The sequence below is a fragment of the Pseudomonas sp. BF-RE-21 genome, assembly GCF_019947305.1.
Classification (GTDB): Bacteria; Pseudomonadota; Gammaproteobacteria; order Pseudomonadales; family Pseudomonadaceae; genus Aquipseudomonas; species Aquipseudomonas migulae.
Genome location: NZ_JAGYGF010000015.1, coordinates 101,184 through 119,919, shown reverse-complemented (window position 1 = coordinate 119,919; position 18,736 = coordinate 101,184). Strand labels below are relative to the sequence as shown.

Annotated in this window: 17 protein-coding genes; 12 read left to right on the top strand and 5 right to left on the bottom strand. The window is 60.5% G+C overall.

Features of this window, described 5'->3' with window-relative positions:
- Positions 1-216 precede the first annotated feature (216 nt).
- Entirely contained in the window at positions 217-1,710 is a 1,494-nt protein-coding gene (locus KGB25_RS13285) for a CoA-acylating methylmalonate-semialdehyde dehydrogenase (protein WP_223435145.1), read from the bottom strand.
- A gap of 64 nt (positions 1,711-1,774) precedes the next feature.
- Positions 1,775-3,124 (bottom strand): aspartate aminotransferase family protein, encoded by a 1,350-nt coding sequence (locus tag KGB25_RS13280; protein ID WP_192227006.1) that lies wholly within the window; start codon positions 3,122-3,124, stop codon positions 1,775-1,777.
- Between the two features lie 124 nt (positions 3,125-3,248).
- On the opposite strand from KGB25_RS13280, the gene KGB25_RS13275 reads away from it, so the two are divergent.
- From KGB25_RS13275 to KGB25_RS13250, 6 genes are all read left to right on the top strand, one after another.
- The gene (locus KGB25_RS13275) at positions 3,249-4,169 is read left to right on the top strand and encodes a LysR family transcriptional regulator (protein WP_008031360.1); all 921 of its coding nucleotides are present in this window, start codon (positions 3,249-3,251) and stop codon (positions 4,167-4,169) included.
- A 209-nt stretch (positions 4,170-4,378) separates the two neighbouring features.
- Positions 4,379-5,029 carry a TetR/AcrR family transcriptional regulator gene (locus KGB25_RS13270; protein WP_008031358.1) on the top strand — a complete coding sequence of 217 codons (651 nt, stop codon included), beginning with the start codon at positions 4,379-4,381 and terminating at the stop codon, positions 5,027-5,029.
- Between the two features lie 7 nt (positions 5,030-5,036).
- Positions 5,037-5,618: an IMPACT family protein gene (locus KGB25_RS13265; RefSeq protein ID WP_223435143.1), complete on the top strand. Its 582-nt coding sequence runs from the start codon at positions 5,037-5,039 to the stop codon at positions 5,616-5,618.
- A 530-nt stretch (positions 5,619-6,148) separates the two neighbouring features.
- Positions 6,149-7,714: an ABC transporter ATP-binding protein gene (locus KGB25_RS13260; RefSeq protein WP_223435142.1), complete on the top strand. Its 1,566-nt coding sequence runs from the start codon at positions 6,149-6,151 to the stop codon at positions 7,712-7,714.
- Between the two features lie 11 nt (positions 7,715-7,725).
- Entirely contained in the window at positions 7,726-8,832 is a 1,107-nt protein-coding gene (locus KGB25_RS13255; RefSeq protein ID WP_223435141.1) for an ABC transporter permease, read from the top strand.
- The gene (locus KGB25_RS13250; RefSeq protein WP_008031350.1) at positions 8,832-9,758 is read left to right on the top strand and encodes an ABC transporter permease; all 927 of its coding nucleotides are present in this window, start codon (positions 8,832-8,834) and stop codon (positions 9,756-9,758) included. Before KGB25_RS13255 ends, KGB25_RS13250 begins: the two co-directional genes overlap by 1 nt.
- A gap of 49 nt (positions 9,759-9,807) precedes the next feature.
- On the opposite strand, the gene KGB25_RS13245 is transcribed toward KGB25_RS13250, so the two are convergent.
- Positions 9,808-10,239 (bottom strand): hypothetical protein, encoded by a 432-nt coding sequence (locus KGB25_RS13245; protein ID WP_223435140.1) that lies wholly within the window; start codon positions 10,237-10,239, stop codon positions 9,808-9,810.
- An 82-nt stretch (positions 10,240-10,321) separates the two neighbouring features.
- On the opposite strand from KGB25_RS13245, the gene KGB25_RS13240 reads away from it, so the two are divergent.
- The 6 genes from KGB25_RS13240 to KGB25_RS13215 all read left to right on the top strand — a co-directional run bounded on the left by KGB25_RS13240 (position 10,322) and on the right by KGB25_RS13215 (position 16,569).
- Entirely contained in the window at positions 10,322-10,672 is a 351-nt protein-coding gene (locus KGB25_RS13240) for a MerR family transcriptional regulator (protein ID WP_008038769.1), read from the top strand.
- Between the two features lie 25 nt (positions 10,673-10,697).
- The gene (locus tag KGB25_RS13235) at positions 10,698-11,384 is read left to right on the top strand and encodes an SDR family oxidoreductase (protein ID WP_223435139.1); all 687 of its coding nucleotides are present in this window, start codon (positions 10,698-10,700) and stop codon (positions 11,382-11,384) included.
- Between the two features lie 248 nt (positions 11,385-11,632).
- The gene (locus tag KGB25_RS13230; RefSeq protein WP_223435138.1) at positions 11,633-12,991 is read left to right on the top strand and encodes an 8-oxoguanine deaminase; all 1,359 of its coding nucleotides are present in this window, start codon (positions 11,633-11,635) and stop codon (positions 12,989-12,991) included.
- A gap of 351 nt (positions 12,992-13,342) precedes the next feature.
- Positions 13,343-14,425 (top strand): BMP family ABC transporter substrate-binding protein, encoded by a 1,083-nt coding sequence (locus tag KGB25_RS13225; RefSeq protein WP_223413724.1) that lies wholly within the window; start codon positions 13,343-13,345, stop codon positions 14,423-14,425.
- A 143-nt stretch (positions 14,426-14,568) separates the two neighbouring features.
- Positions 14,569-15,534, top strand: coding sequence for an isopenicillin N synthase family dioxygenase (locus tag KGB25_RS13220; protein ID WP_223435137.1), 966 nt, complete (start codon positions 14,569-14,571; stop codon positions 15,532-15,534).
- 81 nt (positions 15,535-15,615) lie between these two features.
- On the top strand, positions 15,616-16,569 hold the full coding sequence (locus KGB25_RS13215) for an adenosine deaminase (RefSeq protein ID WP_008031333.1): 954 nt from the start codon (positions 15,616-15,618) through the stop codon (positions 16,567-16,569).
- A 125-nt stretch (positions 16,570-16,694) separates the two neighbouring features.
- On the opposite strand, the gene KGB25_RS13210 is transcribed toward KGB25_RS13215, so the two are convergent.
- Together KGB25_RS13210 and KGB25_RS13205 are read right to left on the bottom strand one after the other, a co-directional pair.
- A complete protein-coding gene (locus tag KGB25_RS13210; RefSeq protein ID WP_008038764.1) occupies positions 16,695-17,429 on the bottom strand; it encodes an ArsR/SmtB family transcription factor in 735 nt (244 codons plus the stop codon).
- 316 nt (positions 17,430-17,745) lie between these two features.
- Entirely contained in the window at positions 17,746-18,675 is a 930-nt protein-coding gene (locus KGB25_RS13205) for a LysR family transcriptional regulator (protein WP_008038763.1), read from the bottom strand.
- Positions 18,676-18,736 lie beyond the last annotated feature (61 nt).

Sequence of the window (18,736 nt, the reverse complement as noted above, 5' to 3'; positions counted from 1 at the left end):
CTGGGCTTCGATGACCTGAAGCAACTCGCTGTCGAAAACTGCGTAACTCTTTGTTTACCAAGGAGTTTTCCGTTTCGACTGCGCCGGAAGTGGGGCGAATTATAGACTTCCAGAATCTGCCGTCAACACCTATTTTCACATTTCTGTCATACGGGTCAAAAAAGCCCGAAAACACGAAGGCCGAGCCCCAAGGGGCTCGGCCTTCTTCCCTTCTACTTACAAGCTAGGGAATGCGAATTGCGATGCTTCATGGCTCGCACGCTGTGGCCAACGCTGAGTAATGGCCTTGCGACGGGTGTAGAAGCGCACGCCATCCGGGCCATACGCATGCAGATCGCCGAACAGCGAACGCTTCCAGCCGCCAAAGCTGTGATAAGCCACCGGCACCGGCAACGGCACGTTGACGCCAACCATGCCGACTTCGATCTCATCGCAGAACAACCGCGCCGCTTCCCCATCACGGGTAAAGATGCAGGTGCCGTTGCCATACTCGTGATCGTTGATCAGTTGCATCGCCTCTTCCAGGCTGTTCACCCGGACGACGCACAGCACTGGCCCAAAGATCTCTTCTTTATAGATACGCATCTCTGGCGTGACGTTATCTAACAGGCAACCGCCCAGGAAGAAACCTTCTTCATGACCGGCGACGCTCAGACCACGACCATCCACGACCAGGGTTGCACCGGAGGCAACGCCGTCTTCTACATAGCCACTGACTTTGTCACGAGCCTGACCGGTAACCAACGGCCCCATGTCCAGACCACAAGTGGTACCTGCGCCAATCTTCAATGCCTTGATCTGCGGAGTCAGCTTGGCCACCAACGCATCGGCCACCTGGTCGCCAACACACACGGCTACCGAAATCGCCATGCAACGCTCGCCGCAGGAACCGTACGCCGCGCCCATCAGAGCGCTGACGGCGTTATCCAGATCCGCATCCGGCATCAGCACCGCGTGGTTCTTCGCGCCGCCCAGTGCCTGAACGCGTTTGCCGCGCTTGGTGCCTTCGGCGTAGATGTATTCGGCAATCGGCGTCGAACCGACAAAGCTCAATGCTTTGACTTCCGGCGCTTCGATCAGCGCGTCCACTGCAGCCTTGTCACCATGCACAACGCTCAACACGCCTTTCGGCAGACCGGCTTCGAGCAACAACTGAGCGATCAACAGCGTCGAGCTTGGATCACGCTCGGAAGGTTTGAGGATGAAGCAGTTGCCGCAGACGATTGCCAGCGGATACATCCACAGCGGCACCATCGCCGGGAAGTTGAACGGAGTAATACCGGCGACCACGCCCAATGGCTGGAAGTCCGACCAGGCATCAATGTTCGGGCCGACGTTACGGCTGTACTCGCCCTTGAGGATTTCCGGTGCCGCGCAAGCGAACTCGACGTTCTCGATACCGCGCTTCAATTCACCGGCAGCATCTTCCAGCGTCTTGCCGTGTTCTTCGCTGATCAGTTGGGCGATACGTGCTTCGTTCTGTTCCAGCAGTTGCTTGAAACGGAACATCACCTGCGCACGTTTGGCCGGCGGAGTATTGCGCCAGGCCGGGAACGCTGCCTTGGCCGAGTCGATGGCTTTCTGGATGGTTTCGCGGCTGGCCAATGGCAGTTTGTGAATCGCCTGGCCAGTAGACGGGTTGAACACGTCGGCCGTGCGACCGTCTTCGGTCACCAGTTCACCGTTGATCAAATGCGGGATAAGGCTCATGCGGGGCTCCAGAAAAGTTGTCCACAGGCGCCCGTCAACGGGCGCCTCTATATAGAAGGGGAAATCAGTCGATTTTGTTCAGCACTTCGCCGACCGCGTCAAACAGACGATCAAGGTCTTGCGGCTTGCTGTTGAAGGTTGGGCCGAACTGCAGGGTGTCGCCGCCGAAGCGCACGTAGAACCCGGCTTTCCACAGCGCCATGCCCGCTTCGAACGGACGCACGATGGCATCGCCGTCACGCGGCGCGATCTGGATAGCACCGGCCAGGCCGTAGTTACGAATGTCGATGATGTTTTTCGAGCCCTTAAGGCCGTGCAGTGCATTTTCGAAATGCGGTGCAACGTCGGCCACGCTCTGCACCAGGTTTTCCTTTTGCAGCAGGTCGAGTGCGGCAAGACCAGCAGCGCAAGCCACCGGGTGCGCGGAATAGGTGTAGCCGTGCGGGAATTCCACCGCGTACTCCGGCGTCGCCTGGTTCATGAAGGTCTGGTAGATCTCGGAGCTGGCAATCACTGCGCCCATCGGGATCGCACCGTTGGTGACTTGCTTGGCGATGCACATCAGGTCCGGGGTCACGCCGAAGCTGTCAGCGCCGAACATCGAACCGGTACGACCGAAGCCGGTGATCACTTCGTCGAACACCAGCAGAATGTTGTGCTGATCGCAGATCTCGCGCAGACGCTTGAGGTAGCCCTCAGGCGGAACCAGCACGCCAGCGGAACCGGCCATTGGCTCGACGAATACAGCCGCGATGTTCGAAGCGTCATGCAGCTCGATCAGTTTGAGCAACTCATCGGCCAGAGCGATACCGCCCTCTTTTGGCATGCCGCGCGAGTAAGCATTGCTCGCCAGCAAGGTGTGCGGCAGGTGATCGACGTCCATCATCGCCTGCCCGAAGATTTTGCGGTTGCCGTTGACGCCGCCGAGGCTGGTGCCGGCGATGTTCACACCGTGGTAACCACGGGCACGACCGATCATTTTGGTTTTGGTCGCCTGGCCTTTCAGACGCCAGTAAGCGCGGACCATCTTCACCGCAGTGTCAGCGCACTCGGAACCCGAGTCGGTGAAGAACACGTGATTCAGATTACCCGGCGTCAGGTCGGTGATTTTCTCCGCCAGTTGGAACGACAGCGGATGACCGTACTGGAAGCCCGGCGAGTAATCGAGCGTGCCCAACTGCTTGGCAACCGCTTCCTGGATTTCCTTGCGGGTGTGCCCGGCGCCGCAGGTCCACAGACCGGACAGCGAATCGTAGACCTTGCGCCCCTTGTCGTCCGTCAGCCAACTGCCTTCAGCCGCCACGATCAGTCGCGGATCGCGCTGGAAATTTCGGTTGGCGGTGTAGGGCATCCAGTGAGCATCGAGCTTGAGCTGGCTGGCCAGGGAATTCGGGGCGTTTTCAGGCAAGTTCATGGGCAAAACCTCGCAAGGCAATAAGCGGCGTGGAGATGAAAAGCGTTCTTGCAGCTAAATTGCCACGGGGATAAAGTCGGTGAAATCCAACTTTTCTAACGTTCAGTCAGGCCAGCGCTAAACTATGAGCACTCGACGCCCCGATCCGCTGGCACAAGTCAGCGACTTTGATATCCGCTTGCTGCGGATTTTTCGCAGCGTGGTGGAATGCGGCGGTTTCTCGGCGGCGGAGTCGGTGCTCGGGATCGGCCGCTCGGCGATCAGCCAGCAAATGAGCGACCTGGAACAGCGCCTCGGCCTGCGCCTGTGCCAACGAGGTCGCGCCGGGTTTTCCCTGACCGAAGAAGGTCGCGAGGTGTATCAATCGGCATTGCAGCTATTGAGTGCGCTGGAAAGTTTCCGCACCGAGGTCAACGGTCTGCACCAACACCTGCGCGGCGAATTGACCATCGGCCTCACCGACAACCTGGTCACCCTGCCCCACATGCGCATCACTCACGCGTTGGCGCAATTGAAGGAGCGCGGGCCGGACGTGCAGATTCAGATCCGCATGATCGCGCCCAATGAAGTCGAGCAAGGCGTGCTCGACGGCCGCTTGCATGTCGGCGTAGTGCCGCAGGCAAGCGCCCTGTCGGGGCTGGAATATCAGCCGCTCTACAGCGAACGTTCGCTGCTGTATTGCGCGGTCGGTCATCCGTTGTTTTATGTCGACGACAAACAACTGGACGATGAGCGCCTCAACAGTCAGGACGCCATCGCCCCGACCTTCCGCTTGCCGGCCGAGATTCAGGCGCATTACCAGGCACTCAATTGCACCGCCAGTGCGTCAGACCGCGAAGGCATGGCGTTTCTGATTCTCACCGGGCGCTACATCGGTTACCTGCCGGATCACTACGCCAGCCTCTGGGTGCAGCAAGGGCGCTTGCGTGCGCTGAAACCGACAGCACGGTTTTATGACTTGAGCCTTGCATCGGTGACACGCAAGGGACGTCGCCCGCATTTGGTGCTGGAAAGCTTTTTGGAAAGCCTGGCCGCAACACGCTGAATAAGGTTGAAACCTGTAGGAGCGAAGCTTGCTCGCGAAGGCGTCGGCTCAATCAACATCAATGTTGAATGTAAAGACGCCTTCGCGAGCAAGCTTCGCTCCTACAGGGGTTTGTGGTGGTCAGGTTTTATCGTGTCGGGACTTGTCTGGAGCCTGTGGTTGCGCTATCAACGCATTGGTTGCACCCACCCACCTGTTCGGAAGTGCCTATGACCTTTGAAGTCCCCGCTCACGGCGGCAAACCTGCCAGCCGCATTCGTCAGAAGAACGAAGAGACCATCATCAAAGCCGCCGAAGACGAGTTCGCCCGTCACGGGTTCAAAGGCACGAGCATGAACACCATCGCCCTGAATGCCGGGTTGCCCAAGGCGAACCTGCATTACTACTTCACCAATAAGCTGGGGTTGTACGTGGCGGTGCTGAGCAACATCCTGCAGTTGTGGGACAGCACCTTCAACACCCTCACCGCCGAGGACGATCCGGCAGAAGCGCTGACGCGCTACATTCGCGCCAAGATGGAATTCTCCCGCCGCCAGCCGCAAGCCTCGCGAGTCTTCGCCATGGAAGTGATCAGCGGCGGTGAGTGCCTGACCGAATATTTCAACCAGGATTACCGCGCCTGGTTCCAGGGCCGGGCGGCGGTGTTTCAAGCGTGGATCGACGCTGGCAAAATGGACCCGGTCGACCCGGTCAACCTGATCTTTCTGTTGTGGGGCAGCACCCAGCATTACGCCGACTTTGCCACGCAGATTTGCCGGGTCAGCGGCCGCACCAAGCTGACCAAGCAAGACATGGAAGACGCTGGCGACAACCTGATCCGCATCATTCTCAAAGGCTGCGGCCTGACTCCAGCCATTTAAGACTCTTATGCCTTTTACCCTCAGCGACTTTTGCGAATACCGCGAAGAGATTCGCAAAAGCCGCTTCATCACCTTCGCCGCACCGATCAGCAGCCCTGCTGAAGCCCAGGCGTTCATCGAGCAGCACAGCGATCTGAACGCCACGCACAATTGCTGGGCGTGGAAACTCGGCGCCCAATACCGCAGCACCGATGACGGAGAGCCTGGCGGCACCGCCGGGCGCCCGATTCTGGCGGCCATCGATGCACAGGATTGCGACCAGGTCGCGGTGCTGGTGATCCGCTGGTATGGCGGCATTCAACTCGGCACCGGCGGCCTCGCCCGGGCGTATGGCGGCGGCGCGAACAAGTGCCTGCAAGCGGCACCGAAAATTGAGCTGATCAGCCGCGTACCGCTGAGTTGCGCCTGCGGGTTTGGCGAACTGACGCTGGTGAAACTGCGGGTGGCCGAACTTGGCGGGTTGGTCGTGGAGGAAACGTTCACGGCCAACGGTGTGGAGCTGAAATTGGCGATGGGCGAAGCGCAGATCAACACCCTGCAAACGCAACTGGCCGATTTGAGTCGCGGGTGCATTCTGTTGCAGCGCTGAGCGCACCAACAACGCTCAACGCCCTTCCATCGATCCCGTGTATTTGCCCACATCTACTGTGCACCCGGCTGTGGATAACCTGAGCACATACCGCTGTAACCCTTCTGTCATGCGGCTTTGCGGGCATTGCTCACTTTTTGTCCAATACGCCTTCAAAAAGACTAAATCCACGTAAAAACAATCAGTTAGCGTGGTTTATCGCCTTTAGAAGAAAGCCGCTCAGTGCTTATGCCCGAGCTTTGCGCTTGCGCACAAATACTGTGGAGCAATCTGTGGATAACCCGTTCATGGCTGGCGCGACCCCATATCCGGCATGGCTTGCAAAGGATTGCTCGTTTTTTGACCAAATCGGCCTGCGCAAAACCGGAGCCTGATCTACTGCTTCGCCCTTATGTGGTGCTGCGTCGGGATCGAAATGTGGCGAAGCGGCGCGCCCGATGCCTTGGCCGGCAAGCATTTTCAATTTTCCTGACTCAATGGCCAGGAAATTGCTTTATCCACAGGCACAACTCCATCGACCCGAGCCTGTCATGCCCAACCCCGTGCCGATCCCCGACCAAACGCCTCGCCTGCAACTGCGCAGAATCAGCAAACGCTACCCGGGTTGCCTGGCCAACGATGCCATCGACCTGAGTATTGCGCCCGGCGAAATCCATGCGCTGCTCGGCGAAAACGGTGCGGGCAAAAGTACGCTGATGAAAATCATCTACGGCGTCACCCACGCGGACTCTGGCGAGATGATCTGGCAAGGCCAACGCGTGACCATGCGTAACCCGGCTCAGGCTCGCGGTTTGGGAATCGGCATGGTGTTCCAGCACTTCTCGTTGTTCGAAACCCTCAGCGTGGCGCAAAACATTGCACTGGCGATGGGCGCTGCGGCCGGTACACCGAAACAACTTGAGCCAAAAATTCGCGAAGTGTCCCGGCGCTACGGCATGGCATTGGAACCGGAGCGACTGGTCCACAGCCTGTCAATTGGCGAACGGCAGCGGGTGGAAATCATTCGGTGCCTGATGCAGGACATCCGTCTGCTGATTCTCGATGAGCCGACCTCGGTGCTGACCCCGCAAGAGGCCGACGAATTGTTCGTCACCTTGCGCCGGCTCGCGGCCGAGGGCTGCAGCATTCTGTTTATCAGCCACAAGCTCGGTGAAGTGCGTGCGTTGTGCCACAGCGCCACGGTGCTGCGCGGCGGTCGTGTGGCCGGGCATTGCGTGCCGGCGCAGTGCTCGGATCAGCAACTGGCGAAGTTGATGGTCGGGGAAGCGGCCGATCTGATCACCGATTATCCGAAGGTCGTGGGCGGTGATGCATTTTTGAACGTGAGCGCATTGTCGTGGCACAACCCCGATCCGTTTGGCTGCTCGCTGAAGGACATCGACCTGCACGTACGCCGTGGCGAAATCGTCGGCATCGCCGGAGTGGCAGGCAATGGCCAGGATGAGCTGCTGGCGCTGCTCAGTGGCGAACAACGCCTGCACCGCAATGACGGTGCAACCCTGCGTTTTGACGGGCAAGCGGTGGCTCATTTGCCGCCGGATGCCCGCCGAAAACTCGGCTTGGCCTTCGTCCCTGCCGAACGGTTGGGGCACGGTGCGGTGCCGGAATTGAGCCTGGCCGACAACGCCCTGCTCAGCGCCTTTCAACAAGGCCTGCTGCGCAACGGGCTGATCCGGCGGGCCAAGGTTAAAGCGCTGGCCGAAGAAATCATCCGCCGCTTCGGCGTCAAGACACCCGATGCGCAAACGCCGGCCCGCAGTCTGTCCGGTGGCAACTTGCAGAAATTCATCCTCGGTCGGGAAATTCTTCAGCAACCGAAATTACTGGTGGCCGCGCACCCGACCTGGGGCGTGGACGTCGGCGCCGCCGCGACCATTCACCGCGCGCTGATTGCCTTGCGCGATGCCGGCGCAGCGATCCTGGTGATCTCCGAAGACCTCGATGAACTGCTCCAGATCAGCGACCGCCTCGGCGCCTTGTGCAGCGGACGCTTGTCGCCGCTCAGGGCGACCGTCGACACCCGCCTGATCGACGTCGGCGGCTGGATGGCCGGCCAGTTCGACGCCCCTCAATCACTTGCCCCCGCAACGGTTTAACGGAGTTTCACATGCTGCTTTCCCTCGAACCCCGTGGCCAGCAATCGCGCCTGATGCTGTGGTGCTCGCCGTTACTGGCGGCGGCCCTGACATTGGGCTGCGGCTCGCTGCTGTTTATCGCGTTGGGCCATGACCCGTTGCTGACCTTGCACACCTTGCTGATCGCCCCGGTCAGCGACTTGTATGGCGTCTCCGAATTGTTGGTCAAGGCGCTGCCAATTCTGCTCTGCGCCTTGGGTCTGGCCGTGGCGTATCAGGCACGGATCTGGAACATTGGCGCCGAAGGCCAGTTGCTGCTGGGCGCGCTGGCCGGCAGTGCGTTGGCGGTGAACATCATCGGTCTGCAAAGTCGCTGGGCATTGGTGTTGATCCTGCTCGTCGGCACGCTGGCCGGCGCGGCGTGGGCCGGGCTGACGGCGTGGCTGCGCACGCGCTTCAACGCCAATGAAATCCTCACCAGCATCATGCTCAATTACATCGCCTTGAACCTGTTGCTGTTCTGCGTGCATGGGCCACTGAAGGATCCGGCCGGGTTCAACTTTCCGGAGTCGGCGATGTTCGGCGATGCCAGCCGTTTGCCGTTGTTGATGGAGGACGGTCGGGTGCATGCCGGCGTTTATTTTGCCCTGCTCGCGTTGGTGACGGTGTGGGTGTTGCTGCAGAAAAGCTTTGTCGGGTTCCAGATCAAAGTGCTCGGGCTGGACAAGCGTGCGGCGGGTTTTGTCGGGTTCCGCGAGAAACGGCTGATCTGGCTGGCGCTGTTGGTCAGCGGCGGATTGGCGGGGCTGGCCGGCGTGTGTGAAGTCACCGGGCCGATTGGTCAGTTGGTGCCGCAAGTCTCGCCCGGCTATGGCTACGCCGCGATCACCGTGGCATTTCTCGGGCGGCTCAATCCGGTCGGCATTCTGTTTTCCAGCCTGTTGATGGCATTGCTGTACATCGGTGGCGAGAACGCGCAGATGAGCATGAATCTGCCGCAAGCGATCACGCAATTGTTCCAGGGCATGATGCTGTTTTTCCTGCTGGCCAGTGACGTGCTGATTCTCTACCGACCGCGTTTGCATTTGCGCTGGACGCGTCGCGCATCAGCCACCGTCGTACAAGCAGGAGCGCTGTGATGGATATCGATCTGTTGAGCAATATTTTCTACGCCATGGTGCGCTGCGGCACGCCGTTGCTGTTGGTGGCGCTGGGTGAATTGATTTGTGAGAAGAGCGGCGTCCTCAACCTCGGCCAGGAAGGCATGATGCTGTTTGGCGCGGTGATCGGTTTTATCGTCGCGCTGAACAGCGGCAACCTGTGGCTGGGCGTGTTGCTGGCGATGCTCGCCGGGATGTTGCTGTCGTCGCTGTTTGCGTTGGTGGCGCTGGTGTTCAACGCCAATCAGGTGGCCACCGGGTTGGCGCTGACGATCTTTGGTGTGGGCCTGTCGACCTTTGTCGGTGCGGCGTGGGTCGGTAAACCGCTGGCGGGTTTTGAGCCGGTGGCGATCCCTTTACTGAGCGAGATCCCGCTGATCGGGCGGATGCTGTTTGCACAGGATCTGCTGGTGTATCTGTCGTTCGCGTTGTTTGCGCTGGTGGCGTGGGTGATTGTGAAAAGTCGTGTCGGGCTGATCATTCAGGCCGTCGGCGAAAACCCGGATGCGGCCAGTGCGATGGGCTTGCCGGTGTTGGGCGTACGGACGCTGGCGGTGCTGTTCGGCGGCGCGATGGCGGGGTTGGCCGGGGCGTATCTGTCGCTGGCCTACACGCCGATGTGGGCGGAGAACATGAGCGCCGGTCGCGGCTGGATTGCCCTGGCGCTGGTGGTGTTTGCCAGTTGGCGGGTGTGGCGATTGCTGCTGGGGGCGTATCTGTTCGGGCTCGCCAGCATCCTGCACCTGGTGGCGCAGGGGTTGGGGCTGGCGATCCCGTCGAGTCTGCTGGCGATGCTGCCGTATGTCGCGACGATTGTGGTGTTGGTGCTGCTGTCGCGGGATGCCGTGCGCACACGGTTGTATGCGCCGGTGTCGTTGGGGCAGCCTTGGCAGGGTGGGCATTAGGGGTTGTCTGCTCCGGCCCCTTCGCGGGCAAGCCTCGCTCCTACGGGTGTTATGCAAATCCTGTAGGAGCGTGGCTTGCCCGCGAAGGCGTCCGCACTGGCAACACCTGAGCCACGCCCCAAGCCAATTCAAAGACCAGAAAAATCACCAACAGCGAACTGGCGCCATGGAGCAAGGCATAGAGCTGCCAAGAGGAGAACAGGAATCTGCCCACCGCGTCATACCGGCCATAAACCTGCTGCGGATCACGAATCCGCAGCACCGACCACACGCACACGATCGAGCCCAACAGGTTCGCCATCAACATGTGCATCGGCTCAAACGCCGGCAGTTCGCCGGGCAAATTCAAAGCCTGACTCAAACCCGCCAACAACCCATGCAACGCAGTAAAACTCCACGGCGTGACAAACGCCGCCGTCACGATCAAGTCATACCAGGCGCTGCCCCGCACCACGCGGCGATATTGCGTTGAAGTCCACATCGGCACTGCTCCATAAATTCAGGGAGCAACAAGCCTAAAGCCTGGAGTATGCTCCAGGGTCAAGCCCTCTCGAGACATCAACATGCGCATCGGTGAATTAGCCCAGGCCAGCGCCGTCAGCCGCGACACGCTGCGCTTCTACGAGCAGCGCGGATTGATCGCGGCGCAACGCAGCGCCAACGGTTATCGCGAATATCCGGATGACATGGTGCAACTGGTGCTCTACATCAAGACCGCTCAACGGCTGGGCTTTACCCTCGGCGAGATCGGCAACAGCGTCGCCGCGTTGTGGCGGTCGCCCGATCCGGACAGCGCCGTCACGCAATTGCTGCAAGACAAACTCAAACTGATCGAAACCCGAATGGACGAACTCGGCGCGTTGCGCAACGAGCTGCAACAACGGCTCGGGCAACGTTGTCCATTAAATCCGTGATCCTCATTCATCAAGGAAGCCACACATGTCCACGGCAAAAACCGCACTCATCATCGGCGCCTCCCGGGGCCTGGGCCTCGGTCTGGTGAAAACCCTGCTGGCCGACGGCTGGCAAGTCACCGCCACCGTGCGCAACCCGCAGAACGCCGACGCCTTGCAGGCGCTGGGCAAGGTGCGGATCGAAAAACTCGACATGGATGATCAGCAGGCCGTCATTGCCCTGAGTCAGCAGCTCAAGGGCGAAGTGTTTGATCTGTTGTTCGTGAATGCCGGCGTAAAAGGCCCTGACGTGCAGACGCCGGGCGGTGCGACGCTGGCGGAAGTGGGTCAGTTGTTCTTCACCAATGCGGTGGCGCCGATCAACCTGGCTCAGCGGTTTGCCGGGCAGATTCGCCCGGACAGCGGCGTGCTGGCGTTCATGAGTTCGGTGCTCGGCAGCGTGACCATGCCGGACGCGCCGGAACTGGCGTTGTACAAGGCGAGCAAGGCTGCATTGAACTCGATGACCAACAGCTTTGTGACGCAATTGGGCGATCAGAAACTGACGGTGCTGTCGCTGCATCCGGGCTGGGTGAAAACCGACATGGGCGGTGAAGGCGCCGATATCGACGTGGAAACCAGTGTGCGCGGGTTGGTGGATCAGGTGAATGCTTACACCGGCAAGGGCGGGCACCACTTCGTGAACTACAGGGGTGAAAACATTCCCTGGTAAGACATCATTTCTGTAGGAGCCGGCTTGCTGGCGATAGCATCGCTTCGGTATCACTGAAAGACCGAGGCGCCTGCATCGCCAGCAAGCCGGCTCCTACAGATTATTCGTCGTCCTGTCGGGGTGGGCTTGCCCGCTGCACGGTTTTGTTTGAAACTGCGCACCTCGTCCTCGCGGCGACCCTGGATCAGCAGACAGGGTAATCACTGAGCTGGCTAACCTGAACCCAACTTTCAGAGGAGCCGGCCAACATGCCTGCGACCCGTACCTGGTTAAAAAATCCCCTCGCGATCTTCACTGCCAATGGCCTCGATGCCCGTGGCGGCCTGGTTGTGCAAGACGGCTTGATCGTCGAAGTGCTCGCCGCCGGCCAGCAACCGTCCGCGCCCTGTGGACAAGTATTCGATGCTCGCGAGCATGTGATCCTGCCGGGGCTGATCAACACCCATCACCACTTCTATCAAACCCTGACCCGCGCCTGGGCGCCGGTGGTCAATCAGCCGTTGTTCCCTTGGCTGAAAACCCTGTACCCGGTCTGGGCACGCCTCACCCCTGAAAAACTCGCCCTTGCCACGAAAGTCGCGCTGGCCGAGTTGCTGCTGTCCGGGTGCACCACCGCCGCCGATCACCATTATCTGTTCCCGAAAGGCCTGGAAAACGCCATCGACGTGCAAGTCGAAAGCGTCCGCGACCTTGGCATGCGCGCCATGCTGACGCGCGGTTCCATGAGCCTGGGCGAGAAGGACGGCGGCCTGCCGCCGCAGCAGACCGTGCAGGAAGGCGAAGTGATCCTCGACGACAGTCAGCGCCTGATCGCCGAGTACCACGAGCGTGGCGATGGCGCGCAAATCCAGATCGCCCTGGCGCCGTGCTCACCGTTTTCGGTGACACCGGAGATCATGTCTGCCAGCGCCGAACTGGCAAACAAACTCGACGTGCGCCTGCACACGCACCTGGCGGAAACCCTCGACGAAGAAGACTTCTGCCTGCAACGCTTCGGCCTGCGCACTGTGGATTATCTGGACAGCGTCGGCTGGCTCGGCCCGCGCACGTGGCTGGCGCATGGCATCCACTTCAACCCGGATGAAATCACCCGCCTCGGCGCGGCCGGCACCGGCATTTGCCATTGCCCGAGCTCGAACATGCGCCTCGCTTCCGGCATCTGCCCGACGCTGGAGCTGACCGCCGCCGGCGCGTTGCTGGGCCTCGGCGTGGATGGCTCGGCGTCCAACGATGCGTCGAACATGATGCTCGAAACCCGTCAGGCGCTGTACATCCAGCGGCTGCGTTATGGCGCCGAGAAGATCACGCCGGAATTGGTGCTGGGATGGGCGACCAAGGGTTCGGCGAGTTTGCTCGGGCGTACCGATATCGGTGAACTGGCGGTGGGCAAGCAGGCGGACCTGGCGTTGTTCAAGCTGGATGAGCTGCGGTTTTCCGGTAGCCATGACCCGGTTTCGGCATTGCTGTTGTGTGGGGCTGATCGGGCGGATCGGGTGATGGTGGGAGGCAAGTGGCGAGTGATCGACGGGCAGGTTGAGGGGCTGGATCTCAAAGGCTTGATCGCCGATCACAGCCAGGCGGCCCGGCAGTTGATCGCTGGCGTCTGATCGGACACCTTCGCCGGCAAGCCGGCTCCTACAGGTTATGCGCGATAACTGTAGGAGCCGGCTTGCCGGCGATGCTTTTTAAAGCCCCAATGGCGATGTTGACCACCGACTGACTGCGGGCGCTTCGTGACACCTCAGCGCACCAGTGGATGGCAGCCGGTTTGGCCTGTGCACTTTATTGGCCTTGCGGGCCTCTTCGCGGGCAAGCCTCGCTCCTACAGGTCGGCGTTGTACTTGTAGGAGCGAGGCTTGCCCGCGAAGGCCATCGCACGGCTTCGGATATTTGTTGTCCTGTTGGTCAGTAATTTGCATTACCCCCTCCAACCTCAAAACAAAATGGAGTGGGAATTCATGCATAAACGTCCGTTGAAGAAGCTGCTGTGCGCCGTCGCTGCAACCTTCGGTCTGAGCGCCAGCCTGACCGTCAGCGCCGCTGACCCGCTGAAAGTCGGCTTCGTCTACATCGGCCCGATCGGTGATCATGGCTGGACGTATCAGCATGAACAGGGACGCAAGGCGCTGGCCGAAAAATTCGGCTCGCAGATCACCACCCAGTACGTGGAAAACGTCGCCGAAGGCGCCGACGCCGAGCGGGTGATCCGCAACATGGCCAAGGACAACTACGACCTGATCTTCACCACCTCCTTCGGCTACATGAACCCGACCCTGAAAGTCGCGAAACAGTTTCCCAAGGTGACCTTCGAGCACGCCACCGGCTACAAGCAGGACAAGAACCTCGGCACCTACCTGGCGCGCACCTATGAAGGTCGCTACGTCGGCGGCTTCCTCGCGGCGAAAATGACCAAGACCAAAAAGATCGGCTACGTCGCCTCGTTCCCGATTCCGGAAGTGATCCGCGACATCAACGCCATTCAACTGGCCCTGAACAAATACAACCCCGGTACCGAGATCAAAGTGGTGTGGGTCAATTCCTGGTTCGACCCGGGCAAGGAAGCCGACGCCGCCAACGCGTTGATCGATCAAGGCGTGGATGTGGTGTTCCAGCACACCGACAGCCCGGCGCCGATCCAGGCCGCCGAGCGTCGCGGGGTGTATGCCGTGGGCTACGCTTCGGACATGGCGCACTTCGGGCCGAAAGCGGTGTTGACCTCGATCGTCAACGACTGGGCTCCGCACTACATTCAGGCGACCCAAAGCGTGATCGAGCATGCGTGGAAGTCGCAGGATTACTGGGGAGGCTTGAAGGAAGGCACGGTTGAACTACCGATCAGCGACCTCGTGCCGGCGCCGGTGAAAGCCGAGGCCGAACAGATCATCGCGGACATCAAGAGCGGTGCGTTGCATCCGTTTACCGGGCCGATCAAGGATCAGGCGGGCGTGGAGAAAATTGCGGCGGGCGCGACGGCGAGCAACGCGGAACTGGCCTCGATGAATTACTACGTTGAAGGCATGAAGGCCGAGATACCGAAGTAACCCTCAAGCCCAACACAAATAAATGTGGGAGCGGGCTTGCTCGCGAATGCGGTGCTTCAGTCGACATCATCTTTGAATGACACACCGCTTTCGCGAGCAAGCCCGCTCCCACATTGGATCTACAGTGTTTTTAAGGACTGCGCATGAACAGCCTCCCCATCATCGACATCGCCCCGCTCTACAGCGATGACCAGACCGCCTGGCAATCCGTCGCCACACACATCGACCGCGCCTGCCGCGAGTGGGGCTTTTTCTACATCAAGGGTCACCCGATCAGTGCCGCACGCATCGACGCCGTGCTTGATCACGCCCGACGCTTCTTCGCCCTGCCCGCCGCCGAAAAGCTCAGCATCGACATCACCCAGACCCGACACCATCGCGGCTACGGCGCCATCGCCACCGAACAGCTCGACCCGAGCAAGCCCAGCGACCTGAAAGAAACCTTCGACATGGGCCTGCACCTGCCGGCCGATCACCCGCAAGTGCTGGCAGAAAAACCGCTGCGCGGTCCCAACCGTCATCCCTCGATGCCCGGTTGGGAAGCGCTGATGGAGCAGCACTACGTCGACATGCAGGCGCTGGCTCAAACCCTGTTGCGCGCAATGACGATGGCGCTGAACATCGAGCGCGACTTCTTTGACACGCGCTTCCATGAACCGGTCAGCGTGCTGCGGATGATCCACTACCCGCCGCGCCACACCGCCAGCTCCGCAGATCAGCAAGGCGCCGGCGCCCACACCGATTACGGCTGCATCACCCTGCTGTATCAGGACGCGGCCGGCGGCCTGCAAGTGCGCAACGTCAAAGGCGACTGGATCGACGCGCCGCCCATCGAAGGCACTTTCGTGGTCAACCTCGGCGACATGATGGCGCGCTGGAGCAACGACCGTTATCTGTCGACGCCGCACCGGGTGATCAGCCCGCTGGGTGTGGACCGTTACTCGATGCCGTTCTTCGCCGAGCCGCACCCCGACACGCGCATCGAATGCCTGCCCGGTTGTCAGGATGCCCTTCACCCGGCGAAATACCCGGCCACCACCTGCGCCGAATTCCTGCTCTCACGCTTCGCCGACACCTATGCTTATCGGCGAGAGCAAGAGGCGGGGTAATGAACCTCTTGGTCAGGTTTTACCAATTGTTGCAGTCAGCACCTGTAGAATGCCGGCATTGCACCTGATGAGATTTCAACAATGTACGATTGGCTGAACGCCCTGCCCAAGGCAGAACTGCACTTGCACCTGGAGGGTTCGCTGGAGCCCGAGTTGCTGTTCGCCCTGGCCGAACGCAACAAGATCGCCCTGCCGTGGAGCGATGTCGAAACCCTGCGCAAGGCGTACGCCTTCAACAACCTGCAAGAGTTTCTCGACCTGTATTACCAGGGCGCCGACGTGCTGCGCACTTCGCAGGATTTCTACGACCTGACCTGGGCCTACCTGTTGCGTTGCAAGGCGCAGAACGTGATTCACACCGAACCGTTCTTCGACCCGCAGACCCACACCGACCGTGGCATCCCGTTCGAAGTGGTGCTCAACGGCATTGCCGCCGCACTGAAGGATGGCGAGCAGCAACTGGGCATCACCAGCGGTTTGATCCTGAGCTTCCTGCGTCACTTGAGCGAAGAACAAGCACAGAAAACCCTCGATCAGGCGCTGCCGTTCCGCGATGCGTTTGTGGCCGTCGGCCTGGACAGTTCGGAAATGGGTCACCCGCCGAGCAAGTTCCAGCGCGTGTTTGATCGCGCCCGTCACGAAGGCTTCCTGACCGTCGCCCACGCCGGTGAAGAAGGCCCGCCCGAGTACATCTGGGAAGCCCTCGACTTGCTGAAAATCCAGCGCATCGACCATGGCGTACGCGCCATCGAAGACGAGCGCCTGATGCAGCGGATCATCGACGAGCAGATCCCGTTGACCGTGTGCCCGTTGTCGAACACCAAGCTCTGCGTGTTCGATCACATGTCCCAGCACAACATTCTCGACATGCTTGAGCGCGGCGTGAAAGTCACGGTGAACTCGGACGACCCGGCGTACTTCGGCGGGTATGTGACCGAGAACTTCCATGCGCTGTACACCGATCTGGGCATGACCCAGGATCAGGCCAAACGCCTGGCGCAAAACAGCCTGGATGCGCGGTTGGTCAAACCCTAAGCCACACCGAAAAACCCTGTGGGAGCTGGCTTGCCAGCGATGACGGACTCACATTCAGCATTGATGTTGAATGTGAAGGCCTCATCGCTGGCAAGCCAGCTCCTACAGGGTCCACGTTTCGTCGACTACAACGCCATTTCCAGCTCGGTTTCCTTGGCGAAGCGATGGATTTCACGCTGCCCCGTCGCGGTGACGTGCAAGGCTCGCGAATCGTTCGGCAAACTCAGCCAGCCGGACTGCATGAACAATTGCAGCAACGCCGCGCCCAGTGAACCGCCCATGTGCGGACGTCTTTCGCTCCAGTCGGGGCAGGCGCAAGCGGCGCGGCGGGTGCTGTGCGCCAGCGCCTGGACGTACACACCGCGCTTGGCCAATTGCGTGGCGCCCTTGTGGGTGATCGACACCCGCTGCTCGAACTGTTCGATCCAGCCCGTATCCAGCAAACGCTGGTAAAGATCGGCGGCCAAAGTGCCCCCCAAATGATCGTCGCAGAGTCGTGCGCGCAACAGCGACGAAGGTGCCGCCTGAGGTTTGGAGAGAGGTGCGGCGCGTTTGAAAACGTCCGGCATGCCCCGGGGCGTGCTGGCAATCGTCGCACTGGCCAGTGCTTCTATCGCAGCGCCGACTTCGGGCGCGGCCAGGCGAAAAAACCGCTTGCGGCCACGGGTTTCGACTTTCAACAGACCTCCGGCGGACAAACGCCCCAGGTGTGCACTGGCCGAAGACGGTGACAGGCCGGCCAGCAAGGCCAGCTCTTCGGTTTGTCGCGCAGAGCCGTCCATCAAGGCCCACATCATTGCGCTGCGCTTTGGGTCAGCCAGCAACGTGGCGATCTGGCTGATGCAAGGTGCATGTTCCATGTATTCACTCCCTGTTGAATCGTTTCGTCTACTGCTCAGAGACATCTTGACCAGTAATGTGTCGTCGGCCAAGACGCGGAAACCGCGACAACCCGGGCAAAGCCACCCACTCACACAAGCCATTGCCTTGAGGGTTTTGCAAAGGCTCGGCGATCGACTGCGGGCCAGGCCGACTCGAACGCGGACTCGCCAAGGCGAGATCGACCGTGCGTACCTGAGGCGAGCGCTAGTATATGCGTGTTAACCGTCGGTTCCTGCCCTCTGAAAACCCTTGGTGGTGATAGTTCCTGAGTGAAATTTCGCTTTTTACCTGCGACTAATGATCGGTGACCGCCAATACCGGAAATTGACTACTTAAACCGGCGCATCGGCTGGCGAGCATTTCCCGCAAAAGGTTCACCGGCTTACTCAATTGTGCGCGATGGGCGCACAGCAAATTCAGCGGTGCGCGCTCACAGATCAGCTCCGGCATCAGCACTTTCAAGCGACCGGCCAACACATCGGCGGCAACATCGAGCCAGGATTTGTAGGCGATCCCGGCGCCCGCCACGGCCCACAGGCGCACCACATCGGCATCATCACTGAAACGGTCACCGCTGACCGTCAGGCTGACTTCGCGTTTGCCGTCGTGAAAACTCCAGTGATCGTGAACCCGGCTGCCAAGCATGAACAGCAGGCAATTGTGCTGCGCCAGTTGCTCCAGTTGCCGGGGCTCGCCGTGTCGGGCCAGATAGCTCGGCGCGGCACACAGCACGCGGCGGTTATTCGGTGCGATGGGCAGCGCCACCAGGCTTGAGTCTTCCGGCTCGCCGTAGCGCAGAGCGATGTCCACCGGCTGGCGGAACAGGTCGGCGATGCGGTCGCCCAGCAGCAGGCGCACCGTGAGCTTCGGATGCTCGCGCTGGAACTCGTCCAGCCACGGCAGCAACAGGTTGCGACCGAAATCCGACGGTGCCGACAGCTGCAACACTCCGCTGACCTGATCCTGACCGCTGGCCAGCAAGCGGCGACCCTCATCGAGGTTGCTCAGGGCCGCCCGGGCGTATTCGAGAAACCCCTCGCCCTCGGCGGTCAGGCGCAGGCTGCGGGTGGAGCGGGCGAGCAACCGCGCACCGAGTTGCTGTTCGATGCGCTTCAACGCCGCACTGGCCACCGCCGCCGACATGTCCATCCCCCGCGCCGCCGCCGACAGACTGCCCAGGTCCGCCGCCCGGACAAACAACTGCAAGTCATCGAAACGCAACATTTCCAGCCTCGATTATCAAAAAAATATTGAAAGAGACTGCTCTTTTAGCGGGTTTTATCTT

Coding starts and splice junctions, on each gene's coding strand:
- KGB25_RS13250 (WP_008031350.1), top strand. CDS start 8,832: ATGGATATCGATCTGTTGAGCAATATTTTCTACGCCATGGTGCGCTGC.
- KGB25_RS13275 (WP_008031360.1), top strand. CDS start 3,249: ATGAGCACTCGACGCCCCGATCCGCTGGCACAAGTCAGCGACTTTGAT.
- KGB25_RS13225 (WP_223413724.1), top strand. CDS start 13,343: ATGCATAAACGTCCGTTGAAGAAGCTGCTGTGCGCCGTCGCTGCAACC.
- KGB25_RS13215 (WP_008031333.1), top strand. CDS start 15,616: ATGTACGATTGGCTGAACGCCCTGCCCAAGGCAGAACTGCACTTGCAC.
- KGB25_RS13210 (WP_008038764.1), bottom strand. CDS start 17,429: ATGGAACATGCACCTTGCATCAGCCAGATCGCCACGTTGCTGGCTGAC.
- KGB25_RS13245 (WP_223435140.1), bottom strand. CDS start 10,239: ATGTGGACTTCAACGCAATATCGCCGCGTGGTGCGGGGCAGCGCCTGG.
- KGB25_RS13205 (WP_008038763.1), bottom strand. CDS start 18,675: ATGTTGCGTTTCGATGACTTGCAGTTGTTTGTCCGGGCGGCGGACCTG.
- KGB25_RS13220 (WP_223435137.1), top strand. CDS start 14,569: ATGAACAGCCTCCCCATCATCGACATCGCCCCGCTCTACAGCGATGAC.
- KGB25_RS13235 (WP_223435139.1), top strand. CDS start 10,698: ATGTCCACGGCAAAAACCGCACTCATCATCGGCGCCTCCCGGGGCCTG.
- KGB25_RS13265 (WP_223435143.1), top strand. CDS start 5,037: ATGCCTTTTACCCTCAGCGACTTTTGCGAATACCGCGAAGAGATTCGC.
- KGB25_RS13230 (WP_223435138.1), top strand. CDS start 11,633: ATGCCTGCGACCCGTACCTGGTTAAAAAATCCCCTCGCGATCTTCACT.
- KGB25_RS13255 (WP_223435141.1), top strand. CDS start 7,726: ATGCTGCTTTCCCTCGAACCCCGTGGCCAGCAATCGCGCCTGATGCTG.
- KGB25_RS13285 (WP_223435145.1), bottom strand. CDS start 1,710: ATGAGCCTTATCCCGCATTTGATCAACGGTGAACTGGTGACCGAAGAC.
- KGB25_RS13240 (WP_008038769.1), top strand. CDS start 10,322: ATGCGCATCGGTGAATTAGCCCAGGCCAGCGCCGTCAGCCGCGACACG.
- KGB25_RS13280 (WP_192227006.1), bottom strand. CDS start 3,124: ATGAACTTGCCTGAAAACGCCCCGAATTCCCTGGCCAGCCAGCTCAAG.
- KGB25_RS13270 (WP_008031358.1), top strand. CDS start 4,379: ATGACCTTTGAAGTCCCCGCTCACGGCGGCAAACCTGCCAGCCGCATT.
- KGB25_RS13260 (WP_223435142.1), top strand. CDS start 6,149: ATGCCCAACCCCGTGCCGATCCCCGACCAAACGCCTCGCCTGCAACTG.